Genomic DNA, 23,240 nt, shown 5'->3' with positions numbered 1-23,240 from the left:
ATGAAGATCGTTCTCGCTCCCGACTCGTTCAAGGAGTCGATGACTGCGTCGCAGGCGGTGGCCGCGCTGCGGGACGGCGTACATGCCGTCTGGCCGGATGCCGAATGCGTCGGGGTCCCGATGGCCGACGGCGGCGAGGGAACCGTGGACGCCGTAGTGGACGCCCTCGACGGCGAACGCATCACCGTCGATGTCACCGATCCGCTGGGTCGGCCGGTGCGGGCGAAATACGGCTACATCCCGGATCGGCGACTGGCGGTGATCGAGATGGCCACCGCCTCTGGTCTGGAACTGGTGGCTCCGAAGGACCGTGATGTGCTGCGTGCCAGTACCTTCGGAGTCGGTCAACTCATGTCCTCGGCGCTGGACCACGGCGCGACCGAACTGCTGATCGGCCTGGGCGGCTCGGCGACCAACGATGCGGGCACGGGCATGCTCGCGGCGCTGGGAGCGACTTTCGCCGATGCGCACGGCGTAGCGCTGCCGCCCGGCGGTGCGGCGCTGGCGCAATTGCACCACATCGACCTGGCGGGCCTGGATCCTCGGCTGACCGACGTCCGGATCAGGATCGCCTCCGACGTGACCGCTCCATTGCTCGGAAAAAGTGGTGCGAGTGCGGTTTTCGGCCCACAGAAGGGCGCCGACGCGGACGATGTCGCGGTGCTGGATATGGCGCTGAGTCGGTTGGTCGAGGTGACGGAGGCGACGCTGGGCCGCGCCCGGCCCGAACTTCCCGGCGCCGGTGCGGCCGGTGGTCTGGGTTTCGCCCTACTGGATTTCCTTGGTGCCGAGTGCCGTCCGGGTGTCGAGGTGATCGCCGAAACGGTGGGCTTGGAGCAGAGCCTCACCGGTGCGGACTGGGCCTTCACCGGGGAAGGCAGCGTGGACGCTCAGACCATGCTGGGCAAAACCCCGTTCGGCGTCGTGCAGGCCGCCCGGCGGGCCGGGGCCCGTGTGGTGATCTTCGCGGGCCGGGTCGCCCCCGATGCGGACGTGCTGCTGGCCAACGGTGTGGACAGGTTGGTGGCCATCACCGCGCCGGGCACCCCCATCGAGCAGGCGTTGCGTGATGGCCCAGTGGCATTGGCCCGGGCTGCCGCCCAGGTGTGCCGAGACCTCACCTCCCCCACGGACCTCACCTCCCCCGCGCGAGCAGACAGTTAGGTCCCCTATTCGCGGCCTTTACGGGTACCTGCGCGTCTGCTCGCCGGGATACTGGCGCCGCTCGAAACGACAGAATCGTCCTGAATGCGACGCCACGGCCGCGCCTCTTCGAGCTCGTAGGCCAGCTCCAGCAGCATCGCCTCCCGGCCCACCGTGGTGGACAGCATCATGCCGACCGGCAGGCCGGACGACGACTGCGCCAACGGTAGGGAGATCGCCGGGTCACCGGTGGCGTTCTGCAGCGGCGTGAAGGCGACCCAGTCGATGAGCCGGTCGACGATCTGTTCGTAGTCGGCAGTGGGATCGAGTTCGCCGACCGGCAGCGTGTCCTCGGCCAGGGTGGGCATGAGGACGGCGTCGTAGCTGTTGGACAGCCGCTCGGTGATACGGCGGGACCGCGCCAACCGTGCGATCGCGACCGGCAGCCGGTACAGATGCCGGCCGGCCATCCGTTCCAGGCCCAAGGTCAGGTTGTCGAGCCGGGTGCGGTCGAAACTCGGACCGAAGGTCCGCCGGCCACCCCGCACCAGCGCATACGCCAAAAACGCCCAGTAGAGCAGGAAGTCGTCTTTGAAGTGGGCGGGCACCGGGTTGCCGATCGGGGTGACCCGGTGGCCGAGTTCTTCGAGCAATGCCGCGGTCTTGAGGGTGTGCTCACGCATCTCGGGGCTCGCGTCACGCATCACGGACTGGGTGCACACCGCGATGTTCAGCCGCTGCTTGCCCGGACGGCTGACGTCACCGATCGGCGGCAGCTTCGGGTTGCGGTACACCCGTTCCATTTCGCGGTAGAGCGCCGCGGTGTCCCGTACCGACCGCGTGAGCACGCCATCGGCCACGATCCGCAGCGGCATCCTGCGCAGGCCTTCGTCCTGCGGTAGCCGCCCGCGCGACGGCTTGAGCCCCACCAATCCGTTGCAGGCGGCCGGAATTCGGATCGAGCCGCCGCCGTCGTTGGCATGCGCGATCGGTACGACGCCGGACGCTACGAACGCACCCGATCCCGATGACGATGCGCCCGCGGTGAATTCAGGGTTCCACGGGTTACGCACCGGTCCGAGCCGCGGATGTTCACAGGCAGCACTGAAGCCGAATTCGGACAGCCGGGTCTTGCCGAGCGCCACCAGGCCGGTGGCCAGGTAGGCACGGGCGAAAGCACCGTTGCCCGGCTCCGCGCGGGGCTCCCAGGCGTCGGTGCCCTGCATGGTCGGCATACCTTCGACGGCGACGTTGTCCTTGACGAACGTGGGAACTCCGTCGAAGTATCCGCCGTAGGGACTCGCGGCTGCGCCCCGGACGTGGGCACGGTCGAAGGCCTCGAAGGCCAAGCCGTTCAGCGTCGGGTTGACCGCTTCGGTGCGCGCGACGGCCGCTTCGATGAGATCGGCCGGTGACACCCGCCCGGCCCGGAGTTCCTCGACCAGACCGACCGCGTCATGCTCGCCGAGGGCATCGTCACCAAAGGCACTAATACGACTCATGCGCCGACGGTACCAAGTGGTACCGCCGGCGCATGAGGGTTACTTCTGTCAGGCCTGTCCGACCTCGAACCGCACGAAGCGGGTGACAGTCACCCCGGCCTCGTCCAGCAGAGCCTTCACGGTCTTCTTGTTGTCGGACACCGACGGCTGATCGAGCAGCACGACGTCCTTGTAGTAGCCCGTGACCCGGCCTTCGATGATCTTGGGCAACGCCTGCTCGGGCTTGCCCTCTTCCTTCGCTGTCTCCTCGGCGATACGCCGCTCGTTGGCGACGATGTCCGCCGGCACGTCCTCACGGGTGAGGTAGCGCGCCTTGAGCGCGGCGATCTGCAGGGCAACGGCGTGCGCAGCGGCAACACCCTTGTCCGCATCGCCTGCTTCGTACTCGACCAGCACACCCACGGCGGGCGGCAGGTCGGCCGCACGCTTGTGCAGGTAGGTCTCGACCGTGCCGTCGAAGTAGGCGGCACGACGCAGCTCAAGCTTCTCGCCGATCTTGGCGCTGAGCTCCGCGATGGCCTGCTCGACCGTCCGGTCGCCTGCCTTGGCGGCCTTGAGCGAGTCGACGTCGTTGGCCTTGGCGGCCGCAGCGGCCGCCACGACCTCGTCGGCGAGCGCCTGGAACTCAGCGTTCTTGGCGACGAAGTCGGTCTCGGAGTTGAGCTCGATCAGCGCGCCGTCTTTGGCCGCGACCAGGCCCTCGGCCGTCGCACGCTCGGCACGCTTGCCGACGTCCTTGGCTCCCTTGATGCGGAGCAGTTCGACCGCCTTGTCGAAGTCTCCGTCAGCGTCGACCAGAGCGTTCTTCGAATCGAGCATGCCGGCGCCGGTCAGGTCCCGAAGTCGCTTGACGTCGGCAGCGGTGTAGTTCGCCATATCAGCCTTTCCTATGAGTCCTGGCCGGTGGGGGTCTCGGTCGGGGCGTCGCCCGCGGTGGCGCCGGCGAGCAGTTCCTGCTCCCACTCGGCGAGCGGCTCGGCAGCTGCGGCGTCCGGCTTCTCGCCGGCACCCTGGCCGGACCGTGCCTGCAGACCCTCGGCGACCGCAGAGGCCACGACCTTGGTCAGCAGCGCGGCCGACCGGATCGCGTCATCGTTACCCGGAATCGGGTAGTCGACCAGGTCGGGGTCGCAGTTGGTATCCAGGATCGCGATCACCGGGATATTCAGCTTGCGAGCTTCCGCGACCGCGAGGTGCTCCTTGTTGGTGTCGACGACCCAGACGGCCGAGGGCACCTTCTGCATGTCCCTGATACCACCCAGCGACCGCTCCAACTTGTTCTTCTCACGCGTGAGCATGAGGATTTCCTTCTTGGTGCGACCTTCGAAACCGCCGGTCTGCTCCATGGCCTCGAGCTCCTTGAGGCGCTGCAGGCGCTTGTGCACGGTGGAGAAGTTGGTGAGCATGCCGCCCAGCCAGCGCTGGTTCACGTACGGCATGCCGACGCGGGTCGCCTCGTCCGCGATGGACTCCTGGGCCTGCTTCTTAGTGCCGACGAACAGGATGGTGCCGCCGTGGGCGACGGTCTCCTTGACGAACTCGTAGGCCTTGTCGATGTAGGTCAGCGTCTGCTGCAGATCGATGATGTAGATGCCGTTGCGGTCGGTGAAGATGAACCGCTTCATCTTGGGATTCCAGCGTCGGGTCTGATGCCCGAAGTGAGCGCCGCTGTCAAGCAGCTGCTTCATGGTTACAACAGCCATTAGGCCATTTCCTCTTGTTGTCGGTTGTGCGCCTGGCGTCGGGTGATGCCAAGCCCTGGTGCCCGCTGGTTGCCGGACCCGCCCTGGAAAGTTCCAGTTCGAGACCGCCGGCATCCGGGTACGGCCGCCGCTGCGGGTGGCCGTGGTGCAGACACGCGAAGTCAGCTCGGTCAAATGAGCTGCGGATAGGAGTTTACACGCTGGACAGGGGTGCTTTTGCCACGCTCGGCCCGCCATCCACAGGGCGCCGATTCGGGCTACCGGGACCGCCGGGTGATGCGGTGCACTGGATGGGTGAGATATGCGGCGGCCCTGTTGCTGGTGTTCGGGGCGCTGGCCACGGCGCCCGCGCGGGCCGACAGCTCCCGCCTGAACTGGCCGATAACTCCGCGACCTGCGGTAACACGCGGTTTCGACGCGCCGGCGCCGAATTGGAACCGTGGTCACCGCGGCGTTGATCTGGCCGCCACCCCGGGGCAACCTGTGTACGCCGCCGGGCCGGGCACGGTGGTGTTTGCCGGTGAGCTCGCCGGGCGTCCGGTGGTGTCGATCGCACATCCGGGCGGACTGCGGACCAGCTACGAACCGGTGCGGGCGCAGGTGCGGGCCGGGCAGCGGGTGACGGCAGGCGATCCGCTCGGCATCCTGGCGCCCGGCCACGCGGGTTGCCCGGTGGCGGCGTGCCTGCACTGGGGTGCGATGTGGGGTCCGGCATCGCGGGCCGACTATGTCGACCCCCTCGGACTGCTGGCCGAAACTCCGATCCGGCTCAAGCCGGTGCACGGTTAGCCGCGGGTGACCGCCCACACGACGAGTGCGAGGATGCTGATCCCCGCGCCCAGTGCGCACACGGCGACCCAGCCCGCCGCCGCGTAGAGCGTGGTCGCCGCGACGGCGCCGAGAGCGCTGCCGATCGAATAGAAGAGCATGTAACCGCCGATCAATCGGCTCCCCGCCTCGGGATGCAACGCGTAGATCAGGGTCTGGTTGGTGACGTGGACGGCCTGCACGGCGAGATCGAGGATGATCACGCCGACCGCCAACGCCCAGAGGGAGTGCCCCGTGAGGGCCAGAGGCAGCCACGAGCCGGAGAGCAGGACCAGGCCGATGCCGGTGGTGCGTTGAGAGAAGCCGCGGTCATTGAGGCGGCCCGCCACCGTCGCGGCGAGTGCGCCCGCGGCTCCGGCTAGCCCGAAGGCTCCGATAGCGGTGTGGGACAAGGTAAACGGGGGTGCGCTCAGCGGCAGCGCGACGCTGCTCCACAGGACGCTGAAGGCGGCGAAGATCAGCAGTGCGAGCAGTGCCCGCACCCGGAGGAGTCGTTCACGCGCGAACAGCGTGACGACCGAGCCCAGCAGTTGCCAGTACCCGTCGGATGTCCGCGAGCCAGTGCGTGACGGCAACAGGCGGTGCAATGCCAGCGCCAGCACGCACGTCAGCACCGCTGAACCGAGGTACACCGAGCGCCAACCGGCGACGTCGGCCAACAACCCGGATACGGTGCGCGCAAGCAGAATACCGGTGACCACACCACTGGTCACCACGCCTACGACCCGCCCGCGCTCCTCGGCCGGAGCCAGGGCCGCCGCGAAAGCCACCGATGTCTGGGTGACCACCGCGAGCAGGCCCACGGTGGTGAAGCCCACCAGCAGGAGCGCTGCAGAACCGGCGGTGCCGACCGCCGTCAACGCCATCGCCAGAAGCAGCAGTTGCGCCACGATGAGACGGCGGCGGTCGAGCATGTCACCCAGTGGCACCAGAAAGAAAAGTCCGACGCCGTAACCGATTTGGGTAACCGTGACGACCGCACCGACGGTCGCGGTACCGAGCGAGAACTCGCGACCCAACGTCGCCAGGAGTGGTTGCGCGAAGTAGACATTGGCCACGGCCGACCCGCACGTGAGCGCGAAGAGCAGCGTGACACCCCTGGACAAGCTGCACGGCCCCGCACCCGCGGTTGTCATGTCTACGCGTCCTCCAACCACCCGGAGCTCCCTCATTTCGGTTTCAACTTGCTACCAGATCGACCGTAACCCGATTTGGTAGCATGTTGCAACCAGACTTCTGAGGGAGGCCGACATGGTGGAACGAACCCGCTTCGATGACAGCGACTGTCCCGTGGCGCGGTCGGTCGACTCCATCGGCGATTGGTGGTCACTGTTGATCGTGCGGGACGCCTTCGACGGCAGCCGCCGGTTCGGGGAGTTCCAACGCAGCCTCGGCGTGGCGAAGAACATCCTGGCCACGCGCCTGCGCAATCTGGTCGCCGCCGGCGTCCTCGAGATCGCCCCGGCCTCCGATGGCAGCGCATATCACGAGTACGTCCTGACACCGAAAGGCAAGGGGCTCTTCCCGGTGATCGTCGCGTTGCGGCAGTGGGGTGAACAGAACCTCTTCAGTTCCGGCGAGTCACACTCCGAGATGGTCGACCGAGCCAACGGTCGTCCCGTGCGGGCACTGGAGGTCTATGCCGCTGACGGACGGCGCCTTGACGCTGACGACACCACCGTCAACAAGGTCAGCTGAGCACCTACCCTCGAAGCGTGACCACCCCGAAAGCCATCGCTGCACATCGCAATCGACCGATGCGTTTCGGTCTGCACACCGCACTGCCCCGCGGTCCGGAGTTTGCCGGGTTCGCGGTCGACGTCGAGAAATCCGCGTTCGATGTCCTGACCGTCCCGGATCACCTGGTGGCTTCGCTGTCACCATTCTCGGGCGTCGCGACGGCCTGTGCGGTCACGTCCCGGCTGCACACCGGCACGCTCGTGCTCAACAACGACTTACGCCACCCGGTCGAGACCGCCCGTGAGGCAGCCAGTGTCGCGGCACTGTCCGGCGGGCGGTTCGAGTTGGGGCTCGGTGCCGGCCACATGAAATCCGAATACGACGGCGCCGGACTGAAGTTCGACCGGGGCGGTATCCGCGTCGACCGGCTGATCGAAGCCGTCGAGGTGATCCGGCCGCTGCTGACCGGCGAGGCGGTCGACGTCGACGGTGCACACTACTGCGTCCGCGCGGACGCCGGCCAACTCGTCGCGGCACCCGGGGTTGCGGTGCCACTGCTGATCGGCGGCAACGGCACCCGCGTACTTCAGCTTGCGGGTCGGCTTGCCGATATCGTCGGGCTGGCCGGGTTCAGCCACAACCACGACGCCACCGAGGTGCGACTGACTCATTTCGATGCGGTGGGCCTGGCCGACCGCATCGCGGTCGTGCGCGACGCCGCCGGTGACCGTTTCGATGCGATCGAACTCAACGCGCTGCTCCAGTTCGTGGTGCACACCGACGACCGGGCCACGGCCGCTGCCGAGCTGGCCGCACCGTTCGGGGTGGAGCCCGATCTGTTGTTGGAGTCCCCGTTTGCACTGCTGGGGACTCATGAGCAGATGGCCGAGGCACTGTGCGAGCGCCGGGAACGGTTCGGCATCAGCTACTGGACGGTGTTCGACGAGTGGCCGGGGCGGGCTTCGGCGCTGCCGGTCATCGCCGAGGTGATCAAGCTGCTGCGTTGAGGCGGCGCAGAAATCCGGTCATGGCTTCGGCCACGATGTCGGGCTGGTCCCGCTGCACCCAATGGCCAGCGCCGACAACGACTTTCAGTTCAGCATCCGGTATCAGCTGGGCGGCCGCGCGGGCCCGGGCGACAGGCACACCGGTGTCGCGGTCGCCGTGAACGACGAGCGCCGGGCGCGCAAACGTGGCCAATCGTGGGGTGTAGTCGGTGCGCAGTCTGTTCCACCGCACCTGGTCGCGCTGCCACTGCTCGAACACGTCGAAGCCGCCGGGCTGGCTCGCCGCGGCCATGATCTCCTCCATCAGTTCGTCGGTGAGCTGCGCGGGATCCCTAACCAGGGGCCGCATGCTCCTGACCATCGCGGCCCGGTTGGTGCCGACCCAACGCGTCAGCGCACCCAACAGCCCGGTGCGCACCATCGCCCAGGTGAGCAGCTGCCGCGGCAGCGACAGTGGGCCGTCCGACAGCCGGGGCATGATGCCGTAGCTGCCCAGCATCATCGCGCCCGTCACGCGGTCGGGCCGGTCCAGCACATGGCCGATCGTCATGCCCCCACCCAAGGACAAACCGCCGATCGCATAGTCGGCGAGGTCCAACGCGTCGGCCAGCTCCCCCACGTAGGCGACCAATCGCTCCTGGGTCACCGGCAGTTGCGCGGCTGGGCTGTGGCCATAACCAGGATGGTCCGGGGCGATGACACGGTAACCGGCCGCGGCCAGTCGCGGGCCGATGCCGCCCCAGGACAACGACGCGCTGTCCACCCCGCCGCCGTGCAGCAGCAGGACGGTCTGAGTTGGGTTCTCGTGTTCCCAGATGAGATAGGAGATGGGTCCCGACGGTAAATCGACAGTGGTCCGGGTCAAGGTGTCCTCTCTGTTCGACCCTGTTCGGCCAACGTCGACTTGTGTGCGAGTTTTCGGCGAAATCTCGCACACAAGCCAACACTCGGCTGGTTTCAGGCCCGGGGATGGGCCTGATCGTGCACGGCGCGCAGCCTGGCCACCGTGACGTGGGTGTAGAGCTGGGTGGTGGCCAGTGTGGTGTGGCCGAGGAGTTCCTGTACGACGCGAAGGTCGGCCCCGCCTTCGAGCAGATGGGTCGCGGCGCTGTGCCGCAGACCATGTGGCCCTATATCGGGTGCACCCTCGACTGCGGACATGGTCTGGTGCACGACGGTCCGGGCCTGCCGCGGGTCCAGGCGCCTGCCGCGCGCGCCCAGCAGCAGTGCGGGTCCGGAATCAGCGGTGGCCAGCGCCGGGCGCCCCTCCGACGACCAGGCACCCAGCGCCTGAAGGGCCGGTTCTCCGAACGGCACGGTCCGCTGCTTGTTGCCTTTGCCCAGCACCCTCAGTACCCGCCGGGAGGTGTCGATGTCGTCGATGTCGAGGCCGCACAGTTCGCTGACCCGGATGCCGGTGGCGTAGAGGAGCTCGACGATCAACCGGTCCCGTAGCGCCAGCGGATCTCCCTGCTGGGCACCGGATTTCGCCGCAGCCATCGCATCGAGCGCCTGGTCCTGTCGCAGGACTGCAGGCAAGGTGCGGCGCGCCTTCGGCATTTGTAGCCGGCCGGCGGGGTCGGCGGCCAGCAGTCCCCGTCGGACCGCCCACGCGGTGAACGTCTTGATCGCGGAAGTACGTCTGGCCAGTGTGGTGCGGGCTGCGCCTGCCGCGGCCTGATCGGCCAGCCACGATCGCAGCAGGGGCAGGGTCAGGTTGGCGATCGCCTGCTCGACTCCCCGCTGCCCGAGGAAGCTGAACAGCGCCGTCAGGTCACCGCGATATGCCCGGCGGGTGTGCGCGGAATGACCACGTTCCAACCCGAGGTACTCGTCGAACTCGTCCAGCACGGCGTCCACTCCCCCACGGTGTCAGACGCTGCGCAGGTGTCTACCCGACGCGCCGGGGACCGGCGGGGTGTGACCTCACGGTGTCATTTCGTAACGACCGGCCAGTCCGCGGGCTCGGGTGACCACACGATCGTGACGCTCGGCATCGGCGGTCGGCTTCGCGATGATGTCGAGCGCGCGCTGCTTCTGTACTCCGGTGGCCGCCGGGTGGCAGTGCAGTTTGGTCGCGTGCGTGGACATGTCGGTGACCAGGACCTCGAAGAGCTGGTCGAGCACATCGGCGATGCTGTCAGTGCCGCTGTTCTCGATTTCGGCCTGCTCCAGGATCAACTGCGCGTACGGGACCAGCGTGAACATCTCGCCGATGGCGAACAGGAAGTCGACGTCGCGCTGCTGCCCGGCGGTGGGTGTGGCCACCGCCAGCAATGTCTGCAGTGCCTGCGCCTGGGCCAGGAAGACCCCGACGTTGGGGGTGGACGCGAACCGGCGCAGCACCGATTGCCAATCGCCGAACCGGATGTGGGACAGCCCGCTGCTGGGTCCCTGTGCGAACAGGAAGTCGTCATTCGCGGGCTCCTTGCGGGTCGGGACCTCGGGCAATGCAGCGAGCAGCGGTTTGAGTTGCGGGACCCATTGCGCCAACGGCGAATCCACGAGTGCGCCACCCGCGGCGCGCAGACCGCCGGAAAGTGCGCGGAGCACCGGACCCGGCGCCCGGCCGACCGGCAGGACGTTCATCGCCGCCAGTGCTGTGTCAGCGGCCCCGAACATGTAGTTCTGCATGAACTTCAGCGACAGCGCCATGTTGACGTGCACCGTGCCTTCCAGTCGCGGCAGACCGGTGACACCGAGCAGCGCCATGGTGAAGTACATGTCGGATTCGAACGCCCTCGCCGCGATCGTATCGGCGAGCAACATGATGATCTTCTCGCCCTCGCGGGTGACGTTCATCTTCTCGATCGCATTGAACAACAGGTACCGCCGATCATGCGCACCCGCGCTGCGCATGTAGTCCACGGCGCGTTCACTGTAGAGCTTCATCCCGACCAGCCGGGCGTAGCTCTCGGCGAGCATCCGCCGGATCTGGGGAAACTCGGTCACCCGCTGCCCGAAGAGAATCCGGTTCTCGGCGTGGGTGGTGGCCTCGTACATGGCGTGCTCACACGCTCCGATAGCGCCGAAACCGAGATTGAACTTGCCGATGTTGACGGTGTTGATGGCCGCGTTGAAGGCCGCTTTACCCTCGTGCAGGACGTCGTCTGCGTTGACCGGGTAATTGTCCAGATCGAAAGCGGCGACGTACATCTGACTGTCGACGACATTCTTGCGCAGCCGGTAGGCCGGGTGCTGGCTGTTGGCCGCGAAGAACAGGTAGCCTTCGAAATCCTGCTCGGGGCGGTGCCGGTCGAGGTCGGAACTGTCGATGATCGGCTTGTCGGATCGGCGGCCGAACACCGACACCATGCCGGCGAGGTTGCCGTTACCGATGTAGTACTTGCCGCCATTCGCGGTGAAGCCGCCGTCGAGGTTGGGATCGAGGACCATGTCGGTCGAGTAGACGTCGGCGCCGTGCGCCTGCTCGGACAAGCCGAACGCGAAGATCTCACCCGAATCCAGCAGTGCTGCAGCCTTCTTGCGTGCGCTGGCATTTCGTGACTGCCAGATGGGCCCCATGCCGAGGATGGTGACCTGCCAGACGTACCAATACTGCATGCCGTAAAAACCGAGGATCTGGCTGTACGCGGCGTTGCGCGCGGTGTCCCACCGCTTGTCCGGGTTCCCACCGGCCTCCGATGCCGGCGTCAGGAACGTCGCGAAGATCGCTTCGCGCTTGACCAGGTCGAGGAAATCGCCGTACCAGACCCGGTCCCGGTCCTGTTGCTTGAGCCAGCGCTTACCGCGCGACTCGAAGAAGTCGATGGTGAGCCGGAAGATCTCCCGGGTGCGCGCGTCGAACTGGGTGAAGTCGGTACGGTGCGGATCGAGCAGCACATCGGATTGTGTGATCGGGGTAGTGGTCATGCCAAACTGCCCAAATAGGATTGAGATTCGATGAGGCCCTCGTCACTGGGGAGCCGTCCCTGCCCGAAGACCCGTTCGTGCTGACTGGCCCGGAGCTCCTTGTGCGCCTCGGCCGGCTTCACATACCCGTACCGGTCGCGCCCTTCGGCCGGGGTGAGCACCTCGGGAGACCGCGGCGGTATGCCCATGACGTACGGGCCTGCAATCGGCACCACCGATGGCGCGATCACCTTGGCCACCAACAGTTTCAACTTCGGGATACGGTCGATGACGCCGAAGCCCACTTTGAGCACGGGCCGGACCGCGAGGTCGACCACCCGTGGCTGATCGAAGCCGCTGAGCTTGCGCATCCACCGCGGCATCGTGGCGATGGTCCCGGCGCGCAGCACCCAGTTGAGGACTTCGACCGCCGGTCGCGCGACGAACGGGACTGGGGGCAGCACAACTTTCGCGTTGAGCAGGTGATCCATCATCGCCCGGGCGGCCTCGCTGACGGCGAGGTGCGGCCGCATCTGTTCGAAGTATTCGTTGATGCCGTCGCGGGTGCGGGGTACATCGACCGGATCACAGGTCTGGAACTCGGCGGCCGTCGCGCAGTCCTGCCAGTAGCGGTCCTCTTCTTCCGGCGTGAGCTTTCCGCCGCCGTACATCTCGTAGGCCTTCAGCACCGAATGCCATCCGGTGAGCAGGATCCACAGTTGCGAGTGTGGATCGTTCGCGTCGTACCTGTTGCCACTGACCGGTTCGGTGCCGATGGCCTTGGAGTGCACCTTCACCAATACATCGGCAGCTTTGAGCACAGACTCGGTGTCGGCGAATGCCACCATCGCGAAATACCGCACCGTGCGGTCATACCGGGTTCGGGGCCGGTCATAGTTGGCGCCGGTGGTGTCCACCGCGGCGATCAGTGCAGGGTCGAGTTCCTCGACCACCACGGCACGCTGCAGGCCGATGACGGGCGTGGTCGCATGACCCCAGACCTTCCAGGTCACCGAGTCGGGCCCGAAGAAGCCGTAATCGGCCATGGGCTGCAGATCGGACATGGGTAACTCCTCTGTGGTGGTGGATCAGGCGGTTCGAAACGCGCGGTAGATGGCTGAGCCGACAAAGGCGCCCAACGTGGTTGGCGTCCAGTCGCGGCCGTCGTCGAGCAGAAGGGTGCGCACCGCGGCCCCACACGAGGAGACGAACTGCTCAACCAGGACGGGTAATTTGCGCTCGGCATCGGTTGTGCCCCACCGCTGCAACGTGGGAGCCAGTCGCTTGGCGGCCTGGTCGGCCATGACCGCACGGACGTGGTGAAAGTGCTCGGCGACAGCGGGATCGGGGTCGGCACTCATCACCACCCGCCAGGAATCGGGCCTGCGGGCGACGGTGCGCAACAACGCCTGGAAACCCTCGACGAATACCGTCTCGTCCGCGTCGGGATGACCGTATGGCAGCGCCTCGGTCGCCTCGGAGATCAGCAACCGCTGTTCGCGGTCGAGAAGGGCCTGGATCAGTTCGACCCGATCGGCGAAGCACGAGTACACCACCGGTCGGGTGACGTTGAGGCGTGCGGCCACCGCGCCGATGGTGACAGCCGCGACGCCCTGTTGGACCGCGATGGCCAGCGCCGCATCCAGCACCTGGGGCCGTCGCCGCTCCGGCCCGAGGTGTGCCGCCCGTCCGCGAACTGTTTCTACAGTCATGAAGGAAAATGCTACACCAGTGAATAATTCTGCGCGAGCGTCTATGAACAGGGCTTTTACCCCGGGGGCATTCTCATCGCGGCGGCTCAGCGGGCGTCGCCACCGTCGCCCAACATGTGGTAGTGGATCGCGAGTTCGGTTCGAGAGCGCAGGCCAAGCTTCACGAAGACATTGCGCAGATGGTATTCCACTGTGCGCACGCTCAGCGAAAGCCTCTCCGCCACTTGACGATTGGAATCACCATCCGCCACCATCCGGGCAATGGTCAGCTCCTGCCCGGTGAGATGCGTCCCGGTCCGCGAAACGTTGGGACGCAATGCGGCATCCCCACTTGCTCGCATCTCCTGAGCAGCATTGGTCTGCCACATGACTGCCCCCACGCTCTCAAACCGTTCATGGGCCATGCGCAACGGTGCCCGGCATTCGGACGTGCGCCTTTCCCTGCGCAACCACGCCCCGTATGCCAGCGATGTCCGCGCCTCGTCGAAGGGTCGCTCAGCCTCGCGGTGCAGATCCAGTGCCCGCTGGAACGACTCGGCTACGTCACAACCATCTTCTGATCGCAGAGCCGCACACCGTTCGACCGAACCGCTCACCGCGGCATTCCCCGTCGCCCTGGCCCATGCGACAAGTCGTCTGAACGCCACGTCACCCTCACTTGGCCGATCCGCCCGGACCGCGGCTTCGACCAGCTCGGCGGCCGCGAGCGTGGCAACCAACGGGTGACGTTCAAACCGGTTGCCGTGCCAGAGGAGGGTGAGCCGTTCGAATGCTCGTTCTGGATTGCCTGCACCCAGTTCAAGCTCTCCTAGTGCCCAGACGGCGATTGCGCCCGGCCAGGCCAATCCATAGTCGAAGGCCAGCCTGAGGGTCAGGTCCGCGGCTTCAGTCGCTTGCTGGGTGTCGCCGGCCCGCGCGTAGGCAAGGGCCTGCACGGCAAGGTGTTCCGCGCGCGAATTCTCCTGGCCCAGCATGTCGGACTCCTCGATGCCGGAGACTGTGACATCCACAGCGGTCCTCAGGCGGCCGAGAAGTACGTCGGCCAGTGCCCGTCGGGCCGTGGCGAAGGGGATCAGTCCCCGGTTGTTGCTCTCCACCAACCGGTCCACGGCCAGGTCCGCGTGGCTCCACAGGGCTGTCGCGTCGCCCGCGATCAGGGCTGCGCGCATGCCGACCAAAGCGTGAGACTGGTCGAAGTTCTGCTTGCACACGGCCCGTACATCGTCGACCAGGCTGAACCCGGCTTCGAGGTCGTCAGCAAGCACCTTCGCCGTCCCGGCGACGAGCTGCAGACGTACGGAACTGGCCGAATCGGCTCCTCGCGCCAACGCATTCTGAGCCTGTCGCCCCAGTGCGACGGCCGTGATGACATCGCCGGAGGTGACTGCCGCATCGCAGGCCCGCATCAGCAATGCCGTGGCCTCAAACAGTGGGAGTCGTTCAAGTGCCGCCGGGACCGCGTCGGACATCACCCTCAACGCGTGTTCTTCGGCACCGGCAGCCAGCTCGATGCTGCCACGCACGTAGGCGACTCTGAGCCTGAGATCCGGATCCGCAGAAAGCTGCTCGGCCTCGACCAGCAGGCGTAATGAACTCGCAGGAGCTCCTTCCAACCACGCGTATTCAGCTGCCGCAGCCAGCCTTCGGACTCGTTCGTACGTACTCACCGACAGCTCGGAGGCCCGGAGCATCAGGTGCGAGGCAGACGTCCGACCGCCCGCTCGGGAAGCTTCCTCGCATAACTTCTCGAGGTGATCGGCGAGCTCGGCTTCGGGCTCACCAGCCGCCAGCGCCCGGTGCCACAGGACGCGGCTGTCGTCCACGCCGACGTACGCATCTGCGACTGCGTGATGAGTACGCCTACGCTCCCCCAGCGTCGACATTGCCTCGAACGCGAACCCGAGTCCGGGAGGCCGCAAGGCCAGTCCACCACGGACGGTCTCTGCCACACCTGCCCGCTCCAACGCATCGAAGTCCGCATCGCCTACGCCAAGTGCTGCGCCTGCACGTTCGAACACCGCAGGTGCCGCTCCGGGTGCACAGGCGATGAGCAGCGCGGCAGACCGGAGTTCCACTGGCACCCGTGATGTCAACCGGACGGTCAGAGGCACGGTGAAACGTACTGGGAGCATCGGCTCGAACCCCAGTAACTGTGCCTCTGAGAGGCTGGCGGCCAAGGCCACCGCGGCACCCGGGTTCCCGCCGGCGAACGAGGTCAGCCGATCAAGCACCTCCGGTATCGGGCTGCGGGCAGCAGTCCCGCGAATGAGTTCACGGATCCTCTTGGGCTCCCATGCGGAGAGCTGATGAAAACGGCCTTCTGGCAATCCGTCGACGAGGCGCTCGACGCCGATCGCGGTCATCACGACTTTCGTCTCCACCATTCGGCACGCCGCGCATACGGCGCGCACCGTTGGATCATCCAGTAGGTCTACATCGTCGATGCAGATCAGGCGGTCCACCTCGGTCGGTGTGGACCATGCCCGGACGAGGGCGCCAACCAAACGTTCGTGGCCATGCGCCTGGTCTGGCTCTGCCCCGAGGGCCCGTGCCGCCGCCTCTCGCTCCCGTGCGTCATCGGCCGAGGGACGCAGAACGACGACCGTCCATCCCCGGGTACTCATCTCGCTCGCCAGTTCGCGAAGCGTCGAGGTACGCCCGGACCCGACAGCGCCGATCAGAACGAGTTGCGCGACGTCGCCGTCCTCCACGCGACTGATGAGCTCCTGGAGCTCGCGGTCGCTCATAGGACCTCCGATCCCGGTGAATTCACCGTGGTCAATGGATTGCCTGCCGCAACACAATGGCGCCATGCCATTCACCTTCGTATTGATTCACGGCCATTGGCACGGTAGCTGGTGCTGGTCCGGGCTGGTGCCGTTGTTGGAAGCGCAGGGTCACCGCGTCCTGACGCCACAGCTCCCATCCGATCGCCTCGGTCAGGGCGCCGCAGCCAACGCACAGACCGTGATCGAGGCGATGGAAAGTGCACTCGGGCCCAACCACACCGCCACCGATCCGCTGTCGACGGTTCTTGTGGGCCATTCGGCCGGTGGGCTCACCGCCCCGCTTGTCGCCCGGCAATACCCGGTGCTGCACATGGTGTTCCTGGCCGCGGTGTTGCCTCGCCCGGCGATGAGCCTCGAGCAGCAGTTCAGGTCCGAGCCGGGCGCGGAAGTCGACGGTTTCACCTGGCTGACGCGCAACGACGGTTTGCTCGAGATGACCAACGATGTTGCGCGACGGCACTTTTTCCACGACTGCCCTCCTGACGTAGCCGAAGCCGCTGTCGGTCGGCTCCGCCTGCAGACGCCGACGACGCTCGAAGAGAAGTCACCGCTTGAGGTCTGGCCTGACGTGACTTCCGACTATGTGGTGTGCGAACGCGATCGGGTGCTCGCCCCGGGTTGGCAGCGCCGTCTCGCCATCGAACGACTCGGCGTCACGCCGGCCTCGCTCGATGCCGGGCACTCCCCCGCGCTCGCCTGCCCACAACCGCTCGCCGACCTCTTACAAGCACTGGCGGTGGGCAGGTCCGACAAGCTCACCACGGGCTGAGGACCGGCCGGCGGGCGGCACACGACGTATTCGCCGAAGTGCAACCCGCCGGCCAAGCGACCGTGGGTCAGCCGACGACCGCTTCCCCGGCCATCGCTTTGTCTCGCCTTGCCCACGTGGCCAGCGACTTGAACCTGTCCGGACGCATGAGGTCCATCGGGAGACTCGTCGGGACCCCCCGAATCACTTCACTGATCAGCCGCGCTGTGACCGGAGCTGTGGTGATCCCGCCGATTCCGTGACCAGTGTCGACCAGCAGGTTCTGCGTCCACGGGATCGCGCCGACCAGCGGCAACCCGTCAGGCGCGCAGGGCCGCAACCCTCGCCAGACACCGACCGCCTCCATCCCGGAAAGCCCAGGAAGGACACGCACACCGGCCGCGGTGATCGCACGCACACGTATCGGGTCCACCCGATCGTCGAGTCCGTCCAATTCGAAGGTCCCCGACAATCGAAGACGGCCGGGCAACGGAGTGGCCACGACCCTGGAATCGGCCATGTAGACCGGAACCCGTAGCGGGGCTGCCGATTCCGGTAGTTCCACGTGGTAGCCTTTCCCGCCCTCGACCGGCAGATAGAGACCTGCCGATCGGGCCAGGGGCCGGCACCACACTCCTGCCGCGATCACGAAGGTGTCACCGGTTATCCGCCCGGCGGTGGTGCGAGCGGCCACGATCCGGTCGGCCTTGCGCTCCAGGCCCAACACTTCGACGCGCTTTTTGATCGTGACGCCGAGACCGGTCGCGGCCGCCGCGATGGCGCGGATGAACACCAGCGGGTCACACCACGCCTGATCTTCATAGAAGGCGCCCCCGGCCAGGGTCTTGGACAGAGATGGTTCGAATTTCAGGAGCTCATCTGGGCTCAGGAGTTCACCGGGGAGCCCACGCGCGTGACGGTGTTGGATCTCCGCGCGTCCTGAATCCATACCCGCCTGGCTCTCATAGGCATCGAGATGGCCACGGGTCTGCAATCCGGTCTCCAATCCGTCAGCCTGCATCTGACGATGTGCTTCGAGACCCGCCTGCGTAAGGTCGAGAAGCAATCGGCCCGCGGCGCGGGCCCGCGCGGGAGTGCTGGCCATTCCGTATCTCAGCAGCCACGGCACCATCCCGGGCCGAGGACGGAGATAGAAGGGGCTGTCTGCGCGCAACATGTACCGCAGCCCTTCACGGAGCGCACCGGGACTGGCCAGTGGCATGGCATGTGTCGAGGCCACCATGCCTGCGTTGCCCGAAGAACACTCGCCGCCAACATCTTCGCCGCGTTCAAGCACCGTCACGGACGCACCATGGAGTGCCAGCTCGTAGGCAACAGTCATGCCGGCGACTCCGCCACCGACAACGACGACGTCACCACTCACGCGAGACTCCCCGCCTGAGGTGCGGGCTCGGTAGCCGTTACTGCGCTGAGAAGGTGTTGTTTCAGTTCCATGAATTCCTTGGTCGATTGCATCTCGACACGTCGTGGCCGCTCGAGCTCGACGTGGACCTCCTCCACGATTCGCCCTGGACGTGCACTCATGACGAGGACTCGGTCAGAAAGAAACACTGCTTCGTCGATATCGTGGGTGATGAAAAGTACTGTCAGACGGTGGTTCTCCCACACTTGAGTGAGGAGTTCCTGCATGGTGCGTCTGTTGAGAGCATCCAGGGCGCCGAATGGTTCATCCATCAGCAGCACGCTCGGCCGGTAGGACAACGCGCGGGCGATCGCCACCCGCTGCCGCATGCCCCCCGAGAGCTGAGCCGGATAGACATCGGCGAAATCAGCGAGGCCCACCACATCAAGCTGTTCAAGAGATCTGCTTCTGCGTTCTGCCTTACTCAGTTCCTCTCCACGCAGCGCGAACTCGATATTGGCCCGGACAGTCAGCCAGGGGAACAGTGAATATGACTGGAACACCACCCCGCGGTCGCGGCCGGGACCACGAATCACTTCCCCGTCCACCAATACGCTGCCTCCGGTGGGATCGGTGAGGCCCGCGGCGACGGTCAACAGCGTGCTCTTGCCACACCCGCTCGGGCCTACAACAGAAACGAACTCGTTGTCATCGATCGTGAAGGAAACATCGTCGACGGCGCGTACGCTCCCTCGGCCGACCCGGAACTCCTTGGTCAGATTTCGCACGACAACCTTGGCATTACTCACGAATTTCCCCTCTCCGCCCAGCGGAAGAGCCGACGACCGAGAACTTTCATCACGAGGTCCATTGCCAGACCGATGAGACCGATCACGATCAGCCCGACAAATATGGTGTCTGTCTGTAAATAGCGCTGTGCCAAAGTTATTCGATGACCTAGACCATCATCGGCGGCTACCACCTCAGCCAGAACCAACCACGTCCATGCCCAGCCGAGAGTGATTCGCAAGGTATCCCAGATCGCCGGCGAGGACGCCGGAACGACTATGCGCAGCAGTACGGCCAGGTCGGATAGACCAAGGGTGAATCCGACGTCTATCAGCTCGCGCTGCACCCTTTTGACGTTGTCCATGATCATCAAAACCTGGGTGAAGAAGGTTCCGATCCAGATGACGAGCCATTTCTGCTCCTCGCCGACGCCGATCCAGATGATCGTGAGCGGAACGAACGCGACGGCAGGCATGTATCGGATGAAGCCCATCGCCGGTTCGATCGCCGCCTGCGCCGGCCGTACGGTCCCGATCACGATCCCGAGCGGTACCGCCATGACGGTGGACAGGATGAAACCGATCGTCACCCGATTGAAGCTTGCCGTGGTGTCAGCCAGAAGATCTGTCGTGGAGTACTCCACGAACCGTCGGGCCACCTGGCCGGGAGAAGGCAAGAACAGGGGGTTCATTCCACCGAATTTGGCGTATAGCCACCAGATGGCACCAAAAGCCACGAGCGCGCAGATCGCCACGGTGGCGTAGGTAGCCGTACTGACGTCACGGTACAGGTACGGGCGTCGGCCACGGCCCGGTCGGGGCGCGCCAGCGGGCTTGGTTACCCGATCGGGTGTGAATGTATTGGGCGCCATCGTCATTGAACAGCCCCACTCAGATAGGATTTGTCCACGAGAGTGGCCGGATCAGCGTGACCGTCGATGCTGTCCTGATCTTTCATGATGCCGAGAATTTTCTGGGCCAACGGGTCAAAACCGGTGTTGAAAAATTCAAGTGATTCCTTGGCGTTGTAGAGTTCCAGGCCGCCATAGGTCGTCGTGAGCTCGTCTACGCCGGCGCCCGCGGCTTTCGCCATGATCGCGATGGCTTCGGCCTCGTTGGACCGGAAGAACTCGACTCCCTCGTTCCACGCTTCCAGGGCACCGGTCACAGTGTCCGGATGCTCGTTGGCGAACTTGTCCGAAACCAACCAGGAATCAGAGATGATTCCCGGGAATTCGCCGGCGGAAGCGATAAGTGAGGCTCCGTCACTGTGGGCGAGCGCTTGCCCGATGTAGGGCTCGTAGGTAACTGCGGCCTGGACCTCACCTGCGATCAACGCAGCTCCAGCCTTGTCAGGGGACAACGGAACTCCGTCGATGTCAGTCATCGTCAAGCCCGCCTTCTCCAGCGCCAGACGCAGAAACATCTCATGGCCACCACCTTCGTCGTAGGCAACCTTCTTTCCCCGCAAATCCGCTACCGAGCCGACTCCCTCGGCACCGATCAGCGCATCGGCCTTGTTTGAGACATCCTGGAACAGAACTACTTTGAGCGGAATATTGGACGACTGAAATCGCAACGCCGTGCTTATCAGCGCCTCGGTGGAATCCAGTCGACCGGAGGCAACTGCGGCGTATAGATCTTTGTTGTCGACGAAGTCGACGAACTGCAAATCAACACCGTGCGCCTTGTCAAAACCCTTGGCCTTGGCCACATACCAGGGGCCATAACCGATCCATGGATTGATTGCGATGTTCATCGCGACGGCTCCAGAGGAGCCGGAAGAAGATTCGGCGTCCGACCCGCAGCCGGCGAGGAGGCCAAGTACGAAAATCACTACCGCTGTCAAGGCTGTGGGCCCGCGTCTCATGGAATGCTCCATTCATGCAACCTGGTTGATGGTCGTCGATACGTTATGCGACCCGCATCACACCTGCATCGGTGAATCCACTGGGATACCCCCGCAGTGTCCGAGAAGTTCCCGGTCTTTGCTGAGGAATACGGGTCAAATATCGGCCAGCACTTGCGGCAGACGCGTCCACGAGTGCATCATCTAACTTCAGTCGCTCGAAATATGCTCCGCTTCAGGGTATTACGCGGGATGCGGCCGGGCTTTCCCCGAACCGGGTGTCCGCACATTCCGGTCACCGTCTGCCACTACGTAGCGGAGCTGTCCCGCTTCTCCGCGCCTCAACCCACAAGGATCCCCGTTGATGACATCCCTCTTCTCCCCCACCCGCCGGGCCGGAAACCTATTGTTCCTGAGCGGCCAATGCGGTTTCGACGAGGACGGCGCGCTTGTCCCGGGAGGTCTGGCAGCAGAGACGCGACGGACCCTGGACAATATCGCCGACACCCTCAGATCCGAGAACCTCGGCCTGGCCGACCTGGTCTCCGTCACCTGCTACGTGACCGACATTTCCAGCCGGGCCGAAATGGATCGTGCGTACGTGCGGGCATTCGACGGCATACCCTTGCCGACTCGGACCACCATCGAGGTGGCGGCATTGCCCGCGGGACTGTCTGTCGAGATGACAGCTGTCGCCTTCGTCGACAACGGCGGTGCAGCGCTTTCCCCGCCCAGCCAGGCAGAGATCGGAGCCGTGTCATGACGGACCGATCGCCGAACTCGTTCCGGGATGTATTCCGTGGGGCGGCCAGTCGCGGCTACCTCAACACTGCGAGCGTCGGGCTGCCCCCCGATGCCGCGGTGGCGGCCGGACGGCAGGCATTCGCTGACTGGCAAGGCAACCCGGATTGGCTGGCCTGGGAATCCGTCGGCGAACGATGCCGGGAGACATTCGCCCGGCTGGTCGGATTGCATGCGGCAGACATTGCGCTGGTCGGTGCAGCACATGTCGCGGCAGGCATTGTCGCTTCGGCGATGCCGGATGCCGACGTTGGCGCGAACATCGTCCTGCTCCGCGACGAGCATCAGTCCGCACTCTGGCCGTTCCTCACACTCGAAGCGCGCGGCTACGAAGTCCGGATCGCTTCACGCAGTGACCTCGCCGGCGCCGTTGACTCCCGCACCGCGCTCGTCGCACTGTCTCTGGTGCAATCGCCCGACGGAGCACTCGTCGATACCACCGCTCTCGACGGACATGACGCGCTCGTGTACGTAGACGGCACTCAGGCCGTAGGAGTGGTCGACATACCCACCGACCGGATCGACGTGCTGGCGGTCTCGGCCTACAAATGGCTCCACTGCCCACGAGGGATTGCCTTCATGGCAGTGCAGGAGAGGCGCCGACACACGCTCGATCCGGTGCTGTCCTCCTGGAAGTCTGCGCCCGAACCATGGGGAGATCCCTATGGCCCACCACGCATTCTGACCGACGATGCGCGTCGCTTCGACCTTTCGCTGCCGTGGCTCCTCGCACCGCCGGCATTGGCGTCGCTGGAACTACTCGCCGACATCGGTGTGGGGCGCGTTGGAGCACACTGCCGCGGACTGGCCGACAGGTGCGCCGAACTTCTCGGTTTGCCACCGACCGGCACCGGCATCCTGGCCGTTCCCGGGGCCGACCCTGCCCGGGTCGCCGCGACTGGGCTTCGTTGCTCGATACGCGGCGGTAATGTCCGATTCGCTTTTGCGCTCTACAACGACCTCGAGGATGTCGAAGCCGCCGTCGCCGCCGTCCGATGAGTCCGAGGTGGCCGGGGCAATCAACGACAACCGCAGACGAAAACCCTTGACTCATCATAATTTCCGATCTCGAAAGGATTCCCGTGACGCAGAAGCACGCGGTCTCGCCCACCACCGCACCCGCCCCGTACGGCGGCGGTCACTACTCCCCCGGCATCGTTTGCGGGGATTTCGTGTTCACGTCAGGTCAGGGCCCGATTGTGCCGGGCACCGGTGAGGTCGCACATGGCAGCATCGCCGAGCAGACCCAACTCACGATCGACAATCTCGACGCCGTGCTCACCGCGGCGGGGTCGGGCCTTGATCGCATCGTGAAGGCCACGGTGTTCCTCGCAGATCTTGCCGACTGGCAGGTTGTCAATGCGGTCTGGGCCGAACGCATCGGTGGCCTGCCACCTGCCCGAACCGCAGTGCAGGCAACGCTTCTGGCGGGAATGGGAGTCGAAATCGACGTCATCGCCCTTGCGTAACCCACC

Annotated in this window: 22 protein-coding genes; 8 read left to right on the top strand and 14 right to left on the bottom strand. The window is 65.5% G+C overall.

Annotated features, from left to right (window positions below; genetic code table 11):
- Nucleotides 1-1,164 (top strand): glycerate kinase, encoded by a 1,164-nt coding sequence (locus M1247_RS20600; protein ID WP_317158236.1) that lies wholly within the window; start codon nt 1-3, stop codon nt 1,162-1,164.
- A gap of 5 nt (nt 1,165-1,169) precedes the next feature.
- Here M1247_RS20600 and M1247_RS20595 read toward each other — a convergent pair whose 3' ends face one another.
- The 3 genes from M1247_RS20595 to rpsB are packed head-to-tail and all read right to left on the bottom strand — an operon-like array spanning nt 1,170 to nt 4,348.
- On the bottom strand, nt 1,170-2,645 hold the full coding sequence (locus M1247_RS20595) for an amidase (protein WP_317158235.1): 1,476 nt from the start codon (nt 2,643-2,645) through the stop codon (nt 1,170-1,172).
- A 48-nt stretch (nt 2,646-2,693) separates the two neighbouring features.
- Complete coding sequence (tsf, locus tag M1247_RS20590; RefSeq protein WP_317158234.1) at nt 2,694-3,521, bottom strand: translation elongation factor Ts; 828 nt, start codon at nt 3,519-3,521, stop codon at nt 2,694-2,696.
- An 11-nt stretch (nt 3,522-3,532) separates the two neighbouring features.
- Nucleotides 3,533-4,348 carry a 30S ribosomal protein S2 gene (rpsB, locus tag M1247_RS20585; protein WP_317158233.1) on the bottom strand — a complete coding sequence of 272 codons (816 nt, stop codon included), beginning with the start codon at nt 4,346-4,348 and terminating at the stop codon, nt 3,533-3,535.
- Nucleotides 4,349-4,642: 294 nt separating this feature from the next.
- On the opposite strand from rpsB, the gene M1247_RS20580 reads away from it, so the two are divergent.
- The gene (locus M1247_RS20580; protein WP_317158285.1) at nt 4,643-5,137 is read left to right on the top strand and encodes a M23 family metallopeptidase; all 495 of its coding nucleotides are present in this window, start codon (nt 4,643-4,645) and stop codon (nt 5,135-5,137) included.
- Here M1247_RS20580 and M1247_RS20575 read toward each other — a convergent pair.
- On the bottom strand, nt 5,134-6,312 hold the full coding sequence (locus tag M1247_RS20575) for an MFS transporter (protein WP_317158232.1): 1,179 nt from the start codon (nt 6,310-6,312) through the stop codon (nt 5,134-5,136). The two genes, M1247_RS20580 and M1247_RS20575, sit on opposite strands and share 4 nt — an antisense overlap.
- A 115-nt stretch (nt 6,313-6,427) precedes the next feature.
- Between M1247_RS20575 and M1247_RS20570 the strand changes: the two genes are divergently transcribed.
- A complete protein-coding gene (locus M1247_RS20570) occupies nt 6,428-6,874 on the top strand; it encodes a winged helix-turn-helix transcriptional regulator (RefSeq protein ID WP_317158231.1) in 447 nt (148 codons plus the stop codon).
- 59 nt (nt 6,875-6,933) lie between these two features.
- Complete coding sequence (locus tag M1247_RS20565; protein WP_317158284.1) at nt 6,934-7,863, top strand: TIGR03621 family F420-dependent LLM class oxidoreductase; 930 nt, start codon at nt 6,934-6,936, stop codon at nt 7,861-7,863.
- Here the strand turns inward: M1247_RS20565 and M1247_RS20560 are convergent.
- The 6 genes from M1247_RS20560 to M1247_RS20535 all read right to left on the bottom strand — a co-directional run bounded on the left by M1247_RS20560 (nt 7,847) and on the right by M1247_RS20535 (nt 16,174).
- Nucleotides 7,847-8,728 (bottom strand): alpha/beta fold hydrolase, encoded by an 882-nt coding sequence (locus M1247_RS20560; RefSeq protein ID WP_317158230.1) that lies wholly within the window; start codon nt 8,726-8,728, stop codon nt 7,847-7,849. The genes M1247_RS20565 and M1247_RS20560 overlap by 17 nt on opposite strands.
- A gap of 92 nt (nt 8,729-8,820) precedes the next feature.
- On the bottom strand, nt 8,821-9,723 hold the full coding sequence (locus M1247_RS20555; RefSeq protein ID WP_317158229.1) for a tyrosine recombinase XerC: 903 nt from the start codon (nt 9,721-9,723) through the stop codon (nt 8,821-8,823).
- Between the two features lie 66 nt (nt 9,724-9,789).
- Entirely contained in the window at nt 9,790-11,736 is a 1,947-nt protein-coding gene (locus M1247_RS20550; protein ID WP_317158228.1) for an acyl-CoA dehydrogenase family protein, read from the bottom strand.
- Nucleotides 11,733-12,779, bottom strand: coding sequence for an oxygenase MpaB family protein (locus tag M1247_RS20545; protein WP_317158227.1), 1,047 nt, complete (start codon nt 12,777-12,779; stop codon nt 11,733-11,735). The genes M1247_RS20550 and M1247_RS20545 overlap by 4 nt, the downstream gene beginning before the upstream one ends.
- A gap of 24 nt (nt 12,780-12,803) precedes the next feature.
- Nucleotides 12,804-13,427 carry a TetR/AcrR family transcriptional regulator gene (locus M1247_RS20540; protein WP_317158226.1) on the bottom strand — a complete coding sequence of 208 codons (624 nt, stop codon included), beginning with the start codon at nt 13,425-13,427 and terminating at the stop codon, nt 12,804-12,806.
- Nucleotides 13,428-13,513: 86 nt separating this feature from the next.
- Nucleotides 13,514-16,174, bottom strand: a complete 2,661-nt coding sequence (locus tag M1247_RS20535) for a helix-turn-helix transcriptional regulator (protein ID WP_317158225.1) — start codon at nt 16,172-16,174, stop codon at nt 13,514-13,516.
- A gap of 64 nt (nt 16,175-16,238) precedes the next feature.
- Here M1247_RS20535 and M1247_RS20530 point away from each other — a divergent pair, with 64 nt between their 5' ends.
- Entirely contained in the window at nt 16,239-16,985 is a 747-nt protein-coding gene (locus M1247_RS20530) for an alpha/beta hydrolase (protein WP_317158224.1), read from the top strand.
- A 67-nt stretch (nt 16,986-17,052) separates the two neighbouring features.
- Here M1247_RS20530 and M1247_RS20525 read toward each other — a convergent pair whose 3' ends face one another.
- The 4 genes from M1247_RS20525 to M1247_RS20510 are packed head-to-tail and all read right to left on the bottom strand — an operon-like array spanning nt 17,053 to nt 20,874.
- The gene (locus M1247_RS20525) at nt 17,053-18,348 is read right to left on the bottom strand and encodes an NAD(P)/FAD-dependent oxidoreductase (RefSeq protein ID WP_317158223.1); all 1,296 of its coding nucleotides are present in this window, start codon (nt 18,346-18,348) and stop codon (nt 17,053-17,055) included.
- The gene (locus M1247_RS20520) at nt 18,345-19,136 is read right to left on the bottom strand and encodes an ABC transporter ATP-binding protein (protein WP_317158222.1); all 792 of its coding nucleotides are present in this window, start codon (nt 19,134-19,136) and stop codon (nt 18,345-18,347) included. Before M1247_RS20520 ends, M1247_RS20525 begins: the two co-directional genes overlap by 4 nt.
- Nucleotides 19,133-19,993, bottom strand: a complete 861-nt coding sequence (locus M1247_RS20515; RefSeq protein WP_317158221.1) for an ABC transporter permease — start codon at nt 19,991-19,993, stop codon at nt 19,133-19,135. The genes M1247_RS20520 and M1247_RS20515 overlap by 4 nt, the downstream gene beginning before the upstream one ends.
- Nucleotides 19,990-20,874: an ABC transporter substrate-binding protein gene (locus tag M1247_RS20510; protein WP_317158220.1), complete on the bottom strand. Its 885-nt coding sequence runs from the start codon at nt 20,872-20,874 to the stop codon at nt 19,990-19,992. The genes M1247_RS20515 and M1247_RS20510 overlap by 4 nt, the downstream gene beginning before the upstream one ends.
- A gap of 454 nt (nt 20,875-21,328) precedes the next feature.
- Between M1247_RS20510 and M1247_RS20505 the strand changes: the two genes are divergently transcribed.
- The 3 genes from M1247_RS20505 (at nt 21,329) to M1247_RS20495 (ending at nt 23,234) form a co-directional block, all read left to right on the top strand.
- The gene (locus M1247_RS20505; protein ID WP_317158219.1) at nt 21,329-21,727 is read left to right on the top strand and encodes a RidA family protein; all 399 of its coding nucleotides are present in this window, start codon (nt 21,329-21,331) and stop codon (nt 21,725-21,727) included.
- The gene (locus tag M1247_RS20500; RefSeq protein ID WP_317158218.1) at nt 21,724-22,764 is read left to right on the top strand and encodes an aminotransferase class V-fold PLP-dependent enzyme; all 1,041 of its coding nucleotides are present in this window, start codon (nt 21,724-21,726) and stop codon (nt 22,762-22,764) included. The genes M1247_RS20505 and M1247_RS20500 overlap by 4 nt, the downstream gene beginning before the upstream one ends.
- An 83-nt stretch (nt 22,765-22,847) precedes the next feature.
- Nucleotides 22,848-23,234, top strand: a complete 387-nt coding sequence (locus tag M1247_RS20495) for a RidA family protein (RefSeq protein WP_317158217.1) — start codon at nt 22,848-22,850, stop codon at nt 23,232-23,234.
- Nucleotides 23,235-23,240: the final 6 nt, after the last annotated feature.

Origin of the sequence: Mycobacterium appelbergii, assembly GCF_032883035.1 — a bacterium.
Classification (GTDB): Bacteria; Actinomycetota; Actinomycetes; order Mycobacteriales; family Mycobacteriaceae; genus Mycobacterium; species Mycobacterium appelbergii.
Note: the sequence above shows the minus strand (reverse complement) of the source record. Positions and strands in the feature narration are given on the sequence as shown.